This is a genomic window from Pseudomonas sp. (genome assembly GCF_048269965.1).
Lineage (GTDB): Bacteria > Pseudomonadota > Gammaproteobacteria > Pseudomonadales > Pseudomonadaceae > Aquipseudomonas.
Map to the genome: position 1 here is coordinate 85,189 of NZ_JBLWTV010000012.1, position 12,603 is coordinate 97,791.

At 66.5% G+C, this 12,603-nt stretch carries 12 protein-coding genes; 2 read left to right on the forward strand and 10 right to left on the reverse strand.

The annotated features are described in order from the left end of the window. Positions 1-53: 53 nt before the first annotated feature. The 7 genes from ACN0X6_RS15215 to pcaQ all read right to left on the reverse strand — a co-directional run bounded on the left by ACN0X6_RS15215 (position 54) and on the right by pcaQ (position 5,500). Positions 54-899: an IclR family transcriptional regulator gene (locus ACN0X6_RS15215; RefSeq protein WP_417705138.1), complete on the reverse strand. Its 846-nt coding sequence runs from the start codon at positions 897-899 to the stop codon at positions 54-56. Between the two features lie 259 nt (positions 900-1,158). Beyond that, on the reverse strand, positions 1,159-2,106 hold the full coding sequence (locus tag ACN0X6_RS15220) for an AEC family transporter (RefSeq protein WP_417705140.1): 948 nt from the start codon (positions 2,104-2,106) through the stop codon (positions 1,159-1,161). Further along, on the reverse strand, positions 2,100-2,711 hold the full coding sequence (gene zapE, locus ACN0X6_RS15225) for a cell division protein ZapE (RefSeq protein WP_417705142.1): 612 nt from the start codon (positions 2,709-2,711) through the stop codon (positions 2,100-2,102). Before zapE (ACN0X6_RS15225) ends, ACN0X6_RS15220 begins: the two co-directional genes overlap by 7 nt. Next, on the reverse strand, positions 2,699-3,121 hold the full coding sequence (gene zapE, locus ACN0X6_RS15230; protein WP_417705143.1) for an AFG1/ZapE family ATPase: 423 nt from the start codon (positions 3,119-3,121) through the stop codon (positions 2,699-2,701). The genes zapE (ACN0X6_RS15225) and zapE (ACN0X6_RS15230) overlap by 13 nt, the downstream gene beginning before the upstream one ends. Continuing rightward, positions 3,111-3,719, reverse strand: a complete 609-nt coding sequence (pcaG, locus tag ACN0X6_RS15235; RefSeq protein ID WP_417705145.1) for a protocatechuate 3,4-dioxygenase subunit alpha — start codon at positions 3,717-3,719, stop codon at positions 3,111-3,113. Before pcaG ends, zapE (ACN0X6_RS15230) begins: the two co-directional genes overlap by 11 nt. 12 nt (positions 3,720-3,731) lie before the next feature. Next, positions 3,732-4,451: a protocatechuate 3,4-dioxygenase subunit beta gene (pcaH, locus tag ACN0X6_RS15240; RefSeq protein ID WP_417705147.1), complete on the reverse strand. Its 720-nt coding sequence runs from the start codon at positions 4,449-4,451 to the stop codon at positions 3,732-3,734. Between the two features lie 116 nt (positions 4,452-4,567). Then, a complete protein-coding gene (pcaQ, locus tag ACN0X6_RS15245; protein ID WP_417705149.1) occupies positions 4,568-5,500 on the reverse strand; it encodes a pca operon transcription factor PcaQ in 933 nt (310 codons plus the stop codon). Between the two features lie 134 nt (positions 5,501-5,634). On the opposite strand from pcaQ, the gene ACN0X6_RS15250 reads away from it, so the two are divergent. Continuing rightward, a complete protein-coding gene (locus ACN0X6_RS15250) occupies positions 5,635-7,209 on the forward strand; it encodes a gamma-glutamyltransferase family protein (RefSeq protein WP_417705151.1) in 1,575 nt (524 codons plus the stop codon). A gap of 74 nt (positions 7,210-7,283) precedes the next feature. Next, positions 7,284-7,979 (forward strand): GntR family transcriptional regulator, encoded by a 696-nt coding sequence (locus ACN0X6_RS15255; protein WP_417705237.1) that lies wholly within the window; start codon positions 7,284-7,286, stop codon positions 7,977-7,979. Here ACN0X6_RS15255 and ACN0X6_RS15260 read toward each other — a convergent pair. The 3 genes from ACN0X6_RS15260 to ACN0X6_RS15270 are packed head-to-tail and all read right to left on the reverse strand — an operon-like array spanning position 7,976 to position 12,560. Next, positions 7,976-9,205, reverse strand: coding sequence for an amidohydrolase family protein (locus ACN0X6_RS15260; protein WP_417705153.1), 1,230 nt, complete (start codon positions 9,203-9,205; stop codon positions 7,976-7,978). The two genes, ACN0X6_RS15255 and ACN0X6_RS15260, sit on opposite strands and share 4 nt — an antisense overlap. Then, positions 9,202-11,694 carry an ATP-binding cassette domain-containing protein gene (locus tag ACN0X6_RS15265; protein WP_417705154.1) on the reverse strand — a complete coding sequence of 831 codons (2,493 nt, stop codon included), beginning with the start codon at positions 11,692-11,694 and terminating at the stop codon, positions 9,202-9,204. Before ACN0X6_RS15265 ends, ACN0X6_RS15260 begins: the two co-directional genes overlap by 4 nt. Beyond that, on the reverse strand, positions 11,691-12,560 hold the full coding sequence (locus tag ACN0X6_RS15270; RefSeq protein ID WP_417705156.1) for a branched-chain amino acid ABC transporter permease: 870 nt from the start codon (positions 12,558-12,560) through the stop codon (positions 11,691-11,693). The genes ACN0X6_RS15265 and ACN0X6_RS15270 overlap by 4 nt, the downstream gene beginning before the upstream one ends. Positions 12,561-12,603 lie beyond the last annotated feature (43 nt).

Consider the following 12,603-nt stretch of genomic DNA (forward strand, 5'->3'; position numbering starts at 1 on the left):
AACAATCCGATAATCGCCTTACCGGGCGATTATCGAACCAATTTCAGGCCAGTCTATGCCGGCCGGAACAACTGGCTACTGAGCTCGCGGCTGGCGCTGAGCATCAGCGGCAGGTAGCGCTTCTCCAGCTCGCTGACCGGCACGCGGCCGGCGTGGGTGCTGACGTTCATCGCCGCCAGCACGTGGCCGGCAGAGTCATACACCGGCACTGCCAGCGAACGCAGGCCCTGTTCCAGTTCCTGATCGACGACGCACCAGCCCTGGTGACGCACGCGCTGCAGGCATTCCCATAGCGCCTCGGGAGTGTACAGGGTGCGGCTGGTCTTGGGCTGCAGCTCGGCGTGAGCCAGGTAGTCCTGCAGTTGGTCGTCGTCCAGCGCGGCCAGCAGGATGCGGCCCATGGACGTGCAGTAGGCCGGCAGGCGGCTGCCGACACTGAGATCCACCGAGATCAGCCGCTGCGGAATCGCCGAACGGGCGATATAGAGCACCTGCTCACCTTCCAGGGTGGCCAGGTTGCAGGCCTCGTGCAGTTGCTCGCTGAGGCGGTCGAGGTAGGGCTGGGCGGACACCGCCAAAGGCGTCGACGACAAGTAGGCGTGGCCCAGGGTCAACACCTTGGGCAGCAGCGAATAAGTGCGCCCGTCGGTGGTGACGTAGCCCAGCTTCATCAGGCTGTAGAGGCAGCGGCGCACGGCGGCGCGAGGAATCTCGGTGCGGTGGCTGATCTGGGCGATGGTCAGGTGACGCTTGCGCTCCTGGAAGGCATTGATCACCGCCAGGCCGCGAGCCAGGGAGGTCATGAAATTGGGATCGCCGGCGAACTCCTCGATACGCTTGGCCGGCGACACGTAGGGCGGCGGAGCAAGACTGGTAAGCGGCGGACGGGTTTCGCTCATGGGGCCTCCGAAACGAAATGGACAGCGCCAGGCGATTATCGAACCACCGTGCGATAATCGCAAACATGCTGAGCACAACAGTGCACGGCACTTCTGTAGCCCGGCTACAGGGCCAAAAACTCGCCGCTGAAGCGCCTCCCACAGGCGCCATGCCTGAACGCAAGGTGCGCATGGCGCCCCCTACGGGTTGCGTATCACCCGCTGCCTGATCCGCTTGCGATAAGCATCGCGCAAGGTGCGCCACGCGCACCACCCACTCTCAGCCCGGCAACAGGCCCTGCCAGCGCAGCAACACCAGCAGGATGCTGACGCTGAAGAAGGCGAGCACGGTGCAACCGACCAGCGAGGCCGCGCAGCGCTCCTCCAGGCCGAAGCGTTGGCCGAGAATCGGGAACACGCTCATCATGGGCGCGCTGGCGAACAGCAGGCCAGCCACCATCAGCGTCGGGTCGATGCCTGGCACCAGCGCCAAAGCCGCGAACATCAGCAGCGGATGCAGGATCAGTTTGCCGATGGCGGTCTGGGCCAGATCCGCCGCCATGCCGCCGACTTTCATACCGTTGAGCGTGGCGCCGATGACGAACAGTGCCACCGGGGCCGAGGCTGCGGCCAGCATGTCGATGACCCGTGCCGGAACCGTCGGCAGACGCAGCGCCAGCATCGACATGACCAGACCCAGCACGATGGCGATGATCAGCGGATTGCGCAGCAGGCGCAGCGCCGTTTCACGCACCACCGTCCAGCCGCGCCCGCCCTGCTGGCCGGCTTCGGCAAGCGCCAGAGCCAGAGGGACCATCAGCAGGTTTTCCACCAGCATGCCCAGCGCCATGGCCAGCGCCGCCGTGGGGCCGATCACCATGACCGCAATGGGGTAACCGACGAAGCCGCTATTGGGCACGGCCATGCCCATGGCCAGGATCGCACTGCTGGAAAGATTCAGACCGCGCCAACGTCGCGCCACCAGCAGGCCAATGCCGAACAGGCTCAGCGAGGCCATCGCGTAAGCTGCCAGATAAGGCCCGTTGAGCACCTCGCTCAGGCTGCGCTCGGCCAGCGCCTTGAACACCAGCGCAGGCAGCGCGAAGTAGATGACGAAGGTGCCCATGCCGCGCACCTGTTCCCGATTGACGAGCCCGACGCGAGCCGAGAGAAAGCCCAGACCGATGAGGATGAAGATCGGTGCGGTAATGCTCAGAACCGCTAGCATGCCAGGCTCTCCGCTTGTTCTTGGCGCAGTTGCGCAAAGCGACTGCGAGTACGGGAAAAGTCGCCGTGCGAGACACCTGCACACAGCACATCGAGAGGGCGCTCGCCTTGCAGCCAGAGTTCACACGCACTGTCGTAAGCGATGTCGATGAAGTTGATCAGGCGCTGCTGCTCGTCCAGCGTGCAACGTCCCAGTGCGGGCAACTCACCGATGGCGATGTGCGCGAAACGCTGGCATAGCTGCAGGTAGTCACTGCTGGCCAGCGGCTGCCGGCACAGTGCGGCGAAGTCCAGCCAGATCGTTCGTTCATCCATGCCGCGCAGTGCCAGAGTACGGCGCTGCACAAGCAACTGAGACGTGGCCGGCAGATGCGCCAGCCGCGCCTCCAGCAATCTGGCAGGGCCTTGCAGGTAAAGCCCCCAGTGCCGCGTGCTGTGGGCACGGTAGTCAGGGCCGGCCTCCATCTGCAGCACCAGGCAGCGGCGCTGCAGCAGCTCGGCGAACGGTTTGAAACGACTGTGATACAGCGGGTTGGGACACAACTGCGCCGGGGTGTAGTTGGAGCTGAACAGGAGGATGCAGTCGCGCTCGATCAGGGTCTGCAACAGGCGCCCGAGCAGGATTGCATCGCCGATGTCATGGACATGGCATCATCGAGATAGAGCAGCCGTGCCTCGCGGGCCAGTTCGTCGGCCACGCGCTGCAGCGGATCAGCCTGGCCGGCATGCACCAGCAGACGGCGCTGCACGTCCTGCAGCAGCGCATGGACATGCATGCGGCGCTTGCTGGCCACGGGCGCGGCCTCGAACAAGGCCGCCAGCAACAGGCTCTTGCCACGCCCGACACCGCCCCACAGGTAAGCGCCAGCCGCAGGCCGGCGCCGCCAGCCAGACGGCCGAGTGCGCGCCTGCAACCAATCGGTCAGGCGGGTGAGCGTCCGTTGCTGGGCATCGTCCAGATGCAGGCCTTGCGCTTCGATGAAGCGCAAGGCCTGCGAGCACAACTCAGAAGTCAAAGAAGACCGTCTCGCCCTCACCCTGAATGCGGATGTCGAAACGGTACGCCGGCTTGCCGTCCACTTCGCAGCGTTTGGCGATCAGCGTCTCGCGGCGCTGTGGCTGCTCGATCAGGTTCAGCACCGGATCCTTGGCGTTGGCCTCGGCCTCGTCTTCGAAGTACAGGCGGGTGTTGAGGTGAATATTGATGCCGCGGGCGAACAGCGCGACGTTCACGTGCGGCGCCATCGGCACGCCGGCAGCATTGTTCACCACGCCCGGCTTGACCGTGTAAGCGGTCCACTCACTGCCGGCGTCGAAGGTGGTGGCGGTACGAGCGAAACCGTTGAACGCCTTGGACGGGTCGTAATCCTCGTCGTACTGGCCCTGGTGATCGGCCTGCCACAGTTCAAGGAAGGCGTCGCGCACCAGATGGCCGTTGCCGTCGTAGACATGGCCAACCAGCACGATGTGCTCGCCCGGCGCCTCGGGTCTAGCCATCTGGTTCCAGATTTCCTGCTCGCGCGTCGGGTTGCCGGCGGCGGCCAGGGCCAGGCCGATATGGACGTAGGGGCCGGCGGTTTGCGAAGGGGTTTCCGGCAGCAGTTCAACAGGCATGGTCATCCCTCCTTAACGATTTTCGAAATGGGTCTGGCGCTGGCCGCGCAGCACGATGTCGAAGCGGTAGGCCAGGCAATCCATCGGGTTGGCCGTGCTCATGTCCAGCTTGGCGATCAGCGTCTGTACCGCGTCCGGGTTGGCGATGGACTTGACGATCGGGCACAGCGCAATCAACGGATCACCCTCGAAATACAGCTGGGTGATCAGCCGAGTGGAAATCGATGGGCCATTGAGCGAGAAGTGGATATGCGCCGGGCGCCAGTCGTTGGGGTTGTTGCGCCACGGATAGGGGCCGGGCTTGATGGTGCGAAAGATATAGCGACCTTCGCTGTCGGTCAGCGCCCGGCCGACACCGCCGAAGTTGGGGTCGAGCGGCGCCAGGTAGCGGTCGTTCTTGTGCCGATAGCGGCCGCCGGCGTTGGCCTGCCACATCTCCACCAGGGTATGCGGGATCGGCTTGCCGTACTGATCCATCACCCGGCCGGAAACGAGGATGCGCTCGCCGATGGGCAGGCCACCGTTGTTGAAGTTGAGCAGCAGGTCATTGTCGTGCTCGGCGAACTTCAGGTGCGAGAAGTCCGGGCCGGTGGTCTCGGAGATCGACTGCGGGATGCTCACCAGCGCCTGGCGCGGCGAACGGGCGACGGAGGTCTTGTAATCGGGCGTCAGGGCTTTGGGGTGCCAGTTGCGGTCACGAATGACGAAACGGCGGTTGTCCTCGGCAGGCATGGTGCGCTCCTGTTGTGAGTATTGTGGAGTCGACCTGGAATCAGGCTGAAGCACAGTTTCCGACAAAGCAGACGCGGGGAATATTGAAAAGACGCCGCCACCCCATAACCAGATGGTTATGAAAACAACCCTTCGCGGTAGGCTTCGGCCACCTCACGCAGCGCCGCGCAGAACTGCTCGGCGGCCAGCGGCAGGGCCAGCGCGCTGTTGCGGCAGATGCCCACCGAACCACCTGGTTCCTGCACGCCCACTTGCAACTCGACCAGCTCGCCACGCTGCACGTCCAGGCACACCGCGTCCTGCGGCGCCACCCACAGCGCATCGCCGGACAGCACGTAGCGCCGACTCAACGCCGGCGACAGGGTCTCCAGGCGCTGCCGCGACGGCGTCACCCCGCACTGCACGAACAGGCTGTCGGCGTGCTTGCGGATGGTGGTGCCCGCCGTCGGCAACACCAGCGGGTAATCGCCGAGCCGCCCCAGTGTGGCGGCGCCTGCGGCCAGCAGCGGGTGACCGGGGCGCACCACCAGGCTCATCGACTCGCTGTACAGATGCTCGAAGGTCAGGCCCTGGATGTCCGGGCTGTCGGTCATGCGTCCGACCACCAGGTCCAGCTCGCCAACGCGCAACTGACCGAGCAGGTAGGCACCCGGCCCGGTGGCCACGCTGACCACCAGCGCCGAGTGACGCTGATGTAGGCGTCGCACCACCTCGGGAATCAGCAGGCTCTCGACGGTAGAAAGCACACCGACTCGCACCTGGCCGGCCTCGTGCTCACCTTCGCGAAGACTGTTCACCCCATCGCGCAGCGCCTGCACGCAGGGCCCGGCGTAACGCATGAAGGCCACGCCGGCAGCGGTCAGACTCACCCCGTTCCTGCCCCGCTCGAACAGGCTGGCCTCGAGGATCTCCTCCAGTTCCTTGAGCGTCTTGGAAATCGCCGGCTGACTGACCGCCAGGGCATCGGCGGCCTTGGCGAAGCTGCGCTGGCGAGCGATTTCGAGAAAGCACAGCAGGTGGCGGAATTTGATACGGGTGTCGATGTTCATCGCGGGCACCGAAGGGACATGCTGCGATCATGCCGCAAAGCGTCGCCGCAGCCCAAGCGATGCAGTGAACGAGGCGGCATGGCTCCTGCATGAATTGCTAGCAATATTCATGAATTCGCTAGCCAGGAGTCCCTATGTTGGCCGAATCCACCCGTGGCGTGATCTGCACCCCACACCCTGCCGCCACCCGCAGCGGCCTGGCCATGCTCGATGCCGGCGGCAGCGCCATCGACGCCATGCTTGCCGCCAGCGCCACGCTGGCCGCCGTCTACCCACACATGACCGGCATCGGCGGCGATGCCCTGTGGTTGCTCCATGACCGCGAGGTGCGCACCATTGTGGGGATCGGCCAGGCCGGACAGCGTTTGCCGGCAGGCGGCAGAATCGGCCTGCGCGGCCCCAGTGCCCTGGCGACCACCGCCGGCGCCATCGCCAGTTGGCAATTGGCCGCAGACATCAGTCGTCAGCAATGGGGTTCGCGCCTGGGCTGGGCGGATCTGTTCGAGCAGGCCATCCATCATGCCGAGCACGGCCACCCGGTCTCCGCCTCGCAACTGTTCTGGCAGGACTATCGCCGCGAGCTGATCGAACAGCTGCCGGACCTCCACCCGCTGTGCAAGACCGCCGATGGCCGCTGGCTGGCGCCCGGCGACAGCCTGCGCCAACCGCGCCTGGCCGACAGCCTGCGCCACCTGGCGCGCAAGGGGCTCGACGAGTTCTATCGCGGCGAGCTGGCGCAGGCCTTCAGCGAAGCCTTCCGGGCGCATGACTGCGGCCTGAACGGCGAGGACCTGGCTGCCACGCGCGCCGAGCTGGCCGCCCCGATCAGCATCCGCTACCGCCAGGGCACCCTGTATAACGTCGCACCGCCCTGCCAGGGCCTGTATACCCTGCAGGCCATGTTGGCGCTGCGCAGCCGCACGCTGGACGACTGTGGCAACGGCAGCGCGCGCTACTACCACTGGCTGGTGGAGGCGATCAAACAGGGCCTTCTGCGCCGCAACGCCGAGCTTTGTGACCCGCGCCACAATGACTGGCCCTGGGCCGCCAGCCTCGACGACGCCATGGCCGAGCGCTACGCCGCCGCCATCGACGACCAGCGCGCCCAACCCTGGGCCGAACCCGGTCGTCCGGCCGACACCGTCTGGATGGCCGCCTGCGATGCCGAAGGGCGCAGCGCCTGCCTGATCCAGAGCCTGTTTCATGACTTCGGCTCCGGCTGCGTGCTGGGCGACACCGGCGTGCTCTGGCAGAACCGCGCCGCCGGTTTCAATGCCAACCCGCAGCACGCCAACGCCTGGGCGCCGGGCAAGCGCCCCGCGCATACCCTCAACCCGTCCTGCTACCTGGCCGACGATGGCCGGCGCTGGTTCTTCGGCACCCAGGGCGGCGATGGTCAACCGCAGACGCAGATGGTGCTGGCCAGCCAGTTGATCGACTTCCAGCAACCGATCGACCAGGCCTTGCACATGCCGCGCTTTCTGCTCGGCCGCAGCTTCTTCGACAGCACCGACAACCTCAAGCTGGAGGCACCGGTCGGCGACGCGGTAATGGCCGAGCTGCAGCGCCTGGGGCATCAGGTCGAGAGCATCCCGGCCCTCAGCCCCTACACCGGCCAGGCCGGCATCATCGCCATCGGCCTCGATGGCAAGCGCCAGGCGATGCACGACCCGCGCGGCCAGGGTGATGCCCTCGGACAGCGTGCTTGAGCGACGCCATGGATTTACCTGAGCCTGGGGCACTGGCGATAATGGCGGCCATTGCCCGCAAGAGCGTAGATTCGATGGCCGAGAAGACCGTGACCGCCAAACAGCAGGAGGTGCAGCGCATCGTCGATGCGCTGGCCAAGGCCATTGCCCAGCATCGCCTGCCGCCCGGCATGCGTTTGATCGAGGCGCAGATCGTCGAATCGCTGCAAGCCAACCGCAACCATGTGCAAGTGGCGCTGCAACGCCTGGCGATGCACAAGATCGTCACCATCGAACCCAACCGCGGCGCCCTGGTCGCGCAGCCCAGCGCCCAGGAGGCACGCGACGTGTTCGCCGCTCGGCGCGCGGTGGAGCGCGCCATCGTCGAGGCGATCACGCCGGCGATCATGCAGCAGCATGCCGAGCGTATCGCCACGCAGATGGCCAAGGAGCGCGCCGCCACCAGCAGCAGCGACCGCCGCGCCATCGTCCGTGAACTCAGCGAGTTCCACTGCATGCTCGGCGAGATCTGCGGCAACGCGGTGCTGCGTGACATCCTCGACAACCTGATGGTGCGCAGCTCGCTGATCGTCGCCCTGTACCAGCGCAACGACGTGCCCTCCTGCGCCTCGGACGAGCACCAGCAGGTGCTCGACGCCCTCGCCGCCGGCCACCGCGAGCAGGCCGTGGAGCTGATGATCGAACACCTCGACGAACTGGAAGGCCAGTTGGCCCTGCATCAGGAGCAGAACGCCGAGATCAACTTGCGCGAGGCGCTCACCGAGCTCTAGTCATTCGGACGCAGCAGGCGTGGCCGCTCACGTGCGAAGGTCTGCCGAGCGTTCTTGAAGCCCATCAAGGGTGGGCTCAGCTCGCCGATCACCGCTGCCGGGTGCGGCGCATCGAGGACGATGAAATCCGCCTGGCAACCGGGTGCCAGGCCGTAGTCGCGCAGGCGCAACAGGCGCGCCGAATCACTGGAAATCCAGCCCAGGCAGGTCTGCAACTCGGCAGTGGTGCCGAGCTGGGCGACGTTGGCGTAGAGGTTGGCCTGGCGGATCAGCGAGGCGTCGCCGTAAGGGGTGAAGGGATTGCCCAGGTTGTTGGTCGACAGCGAACAGGTCACCCCGCCGGCGTGCAACCGCTCCAGTGGCGCCAGGCCGCGCGGTTTGGCATGGCTGCACTGCCGACCACCGAGGTACAGGTCGGTGCTCGGCAGGCAGGTCACCTGCACACCGGCCGCAGCCAGTTGCGCGGTGATCGCCTGCAGCGGCTCGGCCGCCAGCATCGACAGCTTGGTGGCATGGCCGACGGTAACCCGGCCGCCCCAGCCATGCTGTTCGGTACAGCGCAGCACCTCGGGCAGGGTCATGCCCGCAGGGTCGAGGTCGAAGTCCAGGTGAAAGTCCAGATCGCAATCATGCACCACGGCCAGCTCGAACAAGCGGCGAATCTGCCCATGCGGATCGCTGTCGGTATAGGGGCAGCCGCCGAGCACCTCGGCGCCCTGCGCCAACGCCTGGCACAGCAACGCCTCGGTGCCCGGATTGTTGAGCAGCCCTTCCTGGGGGAACACGCAGATCTGCAGGTCCACCGCCCAGGCGTAGTCGGCCTGCAACCGGCGCACCGCGTTGAAACCGGTCAGGCCGATCTGCGGGTCGATCTCCACGTGAGTGCGCATATGCATGGTGCCCTGGGCGATGGCCAGCTCCAGCACCCGTGCGCCGCGCTGGTAGACATCCGCCTCGGTGAAGGCGGCCTTGGCCGCCGAGGTTTCGGCGATAGCCTCGGCCAGGGTACCGGCGCGCAGGTTGCAGCGTTCGAGGATGCAGGCCTTGTCCAGATGGATATGGGTTTCGATCAGCCCCGGCAGCACCAGGCAGCCGCCCAGGTCCAGCTCGCGCGGGCAGGCGTTGGCGCTGAACGCAGCGACGAAGCGCCCCTGTTCCACCCGTAGTTCGGCGAGTTGGGTGGGCGCGTCCGGCAAACGCAGGTTGTGCAGATACAGGGCACTCATGCGGCGCTCTCCCCCAGGTAAGCGGCTTCCAGCTCGGGGTCGTTGCGCAGCTCGGCAGCGCTGCCGGATTTGACGATACGCCCGGTCTCCAGCACGTAGGCACGGTCGGCGACCTGCAGTGCGAGGTTGGCCATCTGGTCCACCAGCAGCAGGGTCACACCCTCGTCACGCAGGCTCGCCAGGGCATCGTAGAGTTCGGCGATCATCGCCGGCGCCAGGCCCAGCGAGGGCTCGTCGAGCAACAGGATGCGCGGTTTGGCCATCAGCCCGCGGCCCACCGCGACCATCTGCTGCTCGCCACCGGAAAGCAAGCCGGCCGGGCTTTCCAGGCGTTCGCGCAAGCGCGGGAAGCGGCGCAGGATGGCTTCGATCTCGGCCTCGGCATCCACCTTGTCGGTACGGGTGTAGGCGCCCAGCAGCAGGTTGTCGCGCACGCTGAGCTGGGGGAACAGTTGCCGGCCTTCCGGTACCAGGGCCAGGCCACGCGCGGCGATGGCACTGGCCTCGGCCTTCTCGATATTGACGTCGTCCAGCACCACGAGGCCCGAAGACGGCCGTTTGAGCCCGGCCAGGCACTGCAGGATGCTCGACTTGCCGGCGCCATTGGCACCGAGAATCGCCACCAGCTCGCCAGGATTGACCAGCAGATCCACCCCTTGCACCACCGGCGCGGCGCCGTAGTCGACCAGCAGATCCTTGACGAACAGAATGGCGTCGCGGCTGCCGTCCCAGGCGGCATCACGCGGCTGTGCCTGGTAGTCGGTGCTGCCCAGGTAGGCGGCGACCACCCGAGGGTCCTGTCGCACCTCGTCCGGGGTGCCCCAGGCGATGGGACGGCCGGCATCGAGCACCAGGATGCGCTGCGACACCGCCATCACCAGCGGCATGTCGTGCTCCACCAGAATCACCGCGATGCCGAAGCCGGCCAGGGTCTTGAACAGCCCGGCGAGGCGGTCGGTATCGCTCCGGCTGAGACCGGCGGCCGGCTCGTCGAGCAGCAATACCCGTGGCCGGCTGGCCAGGGCGCGGGCGATTTCCACCAGACGCCGGTCGACGTGCGGCAGATCGTCCGCGGCGCAGGTCACCGAGCCACGATAGCCCACCAGCGCCAGCAGGTTCAGCGCCAGCTCTTCCTGCTCGGCCGGCGGTCGCGCCAGCGGCAGGCCGAGCTGGCCCTGCTGCATGGCCGCCAGCAGGTTCTCCAGCACGCTCATCTCGCCGAACAACTGGGTGGTCTGGTAGGTGCGGGCGATGCCGGCGCGGGCGATCTTCCAGGCCGGCAAGCCGGCGAGTTGCCGCTCCAGTTCGATCTGCCCGCTATCCGGCGCATAGAAACCGCTGATCAGGTTGAGCAGGGTGGTCTTGCCGGCACCATTGGGGCCGATCACCGAGGTGATGCTGCCCTGCTCGGCGCTGAAGCTGATCGCGCTGGCCGCCTGCACGCCGCCGAAGCGGATGCCGACATCGCGCACCTGCAGCCCTTGCGCTTCGCCGCCGCTACGCTCGAACCAGCGCGCCAGCAGGTGACGGTTGGCGCTCTTCGGCGCGTAGGCCGGCGGCGCCTGCCACCAGCGCTGCTGCAGGGCGCCGAGCACTCCGCGCGGCGCCAGCCAGAGCACCGCGAGCAGGAGCATGGAGAACATCAGCAGACGGTACTCGGCCAGGCCAGAGAGCATCTCCGGCAGCAGCACGATCAACAGCGCACCGAGCACCGGGCCGAACAGCGTACCGCTGCCGCCGACTATCACCGCCAGGACGAACAGGATCGACTGCGAGAAAGGGAATGAATCCGGGCTGATGAACATCATCAGCGGCGCCACCAGGCCGCCGGCCATTCCGGTCAGGCAGGCGGACAGGGCGAAGGCCAGCGTCTTGGTCTGCATCGGGTTGAAGCCCAGCGAACGGGCGGCGATTTCCGCCGACTTGACCGCGCGCATCGCCCGACCCCAGCCGCTGCCCTGCAGACGCTGGTAGAAAGCCAGCGCCGCCACCATCAGCGCGGTGGCCAGCAGGGCCAGGCCGATATTGCCGTCCAGCCCGCCAAACTCGGGCATGGGAATGCCGATCAGGCCGTTGGCACCGCCAGTCAGCGACTGCCATTCGATCAGCCCGTGATGAACCATGAAAGCGAAGGCGATGGTCACCATCGCCAGGTAGGGACCGGTTACACGCAGCGCCGGTAGCGCCAGCAGGGCACCGACCAGGCCGCTGCCGAGGCCGGCGATGATCAATGCCAGGCCCAGCGGCAAGCCGGCCATCAGCAGCAGCGCCGAGATATAGGCGCCGATGGCGTAGAAGGCGATATGACCGAAGGAAATCTGCCCGGACAGGCCCATGAGAATGTTCAGGCCGACACCCACCACGGCCGCCAGCGCGCAGAAGGTGAAGACCAGCAGCGAATAACTGTCCAGCACGAAGGCCAGGCAGCTGCCCAGCAGCGCCAGCGCGGCCAGGCCGCTTGGCGCCAGGTAGCGGTTGCTCAGGTTCATACTTTCACCAGTGTCTGTTTGCCGAACAGGCCGTTGGGCCGCAGTGCCAGGGCGATGATGACCAGGCCGAAGGTAAATATCTGGGTGAAGGCCGAGCCGAAATGCAGGGTGATCAGCGCTTCGGCCAGGCCAAACAGCAAGCCAGCGAGGAACACGCCGTTGGCGCTGGCGATACCGCCGAGGATGGCCACGGCGAAGGCCTTGAGACCGAACAGCGTGCCCATGTCGGCATGCACGTTGTACAGCGGCGCGATCAACAGCCCGGCGATCCCGGCGAACACCGTGGACACGGCGAAGGCACAGGCCACCACGCGATTGACGCGAATTCCCATCAGTTGCGCCGCACGCGGATTCTGCACGGTAGCCTCGAGCACCTTGCCCAGGCGCGTGTAGCGGCGCACCAGGTACAACGCCAGGGCGATGCCGGCACCGGCCAGAGGGATCAGCAATTGCAGCGCCTGGACATTGCTGCCCAGCACCTCGAGCTGCTGATGCAGCAGGGCCACGTCGAACTGACGCGGCTCCTTGCCGAAGCTGAACAGCACCAGGTTGTCCACCAGGATGCCGCCCGCCACCGTGGCCATCAGCCAGGCCTCGGAGCCACGACTGTGGAACGGCCGCACCAGGAACAGTTCGATGATCAGGCCGTACAGCGCGCACAGCGCCAGGCTCAATACTGCCGCCAGCCACCAGGGCAGGCCGGCGGTGACACAGAGGCTGTAACCGAGCACCGCGCCAATCATCATGGCGCTGCCCTGGGCGAAGTTGACGGTACGCGACACCACGTAAGTGATGTGAAAGCCCAGGGCGAGCAGCGCATACATGCTGCCCAGGCCGAGCCCGCTGATGATTGCGGCGGTAAGCATGGCAAGTCCTCCATCGGCCGCTCACACGGCCGGGCTGGCTGGG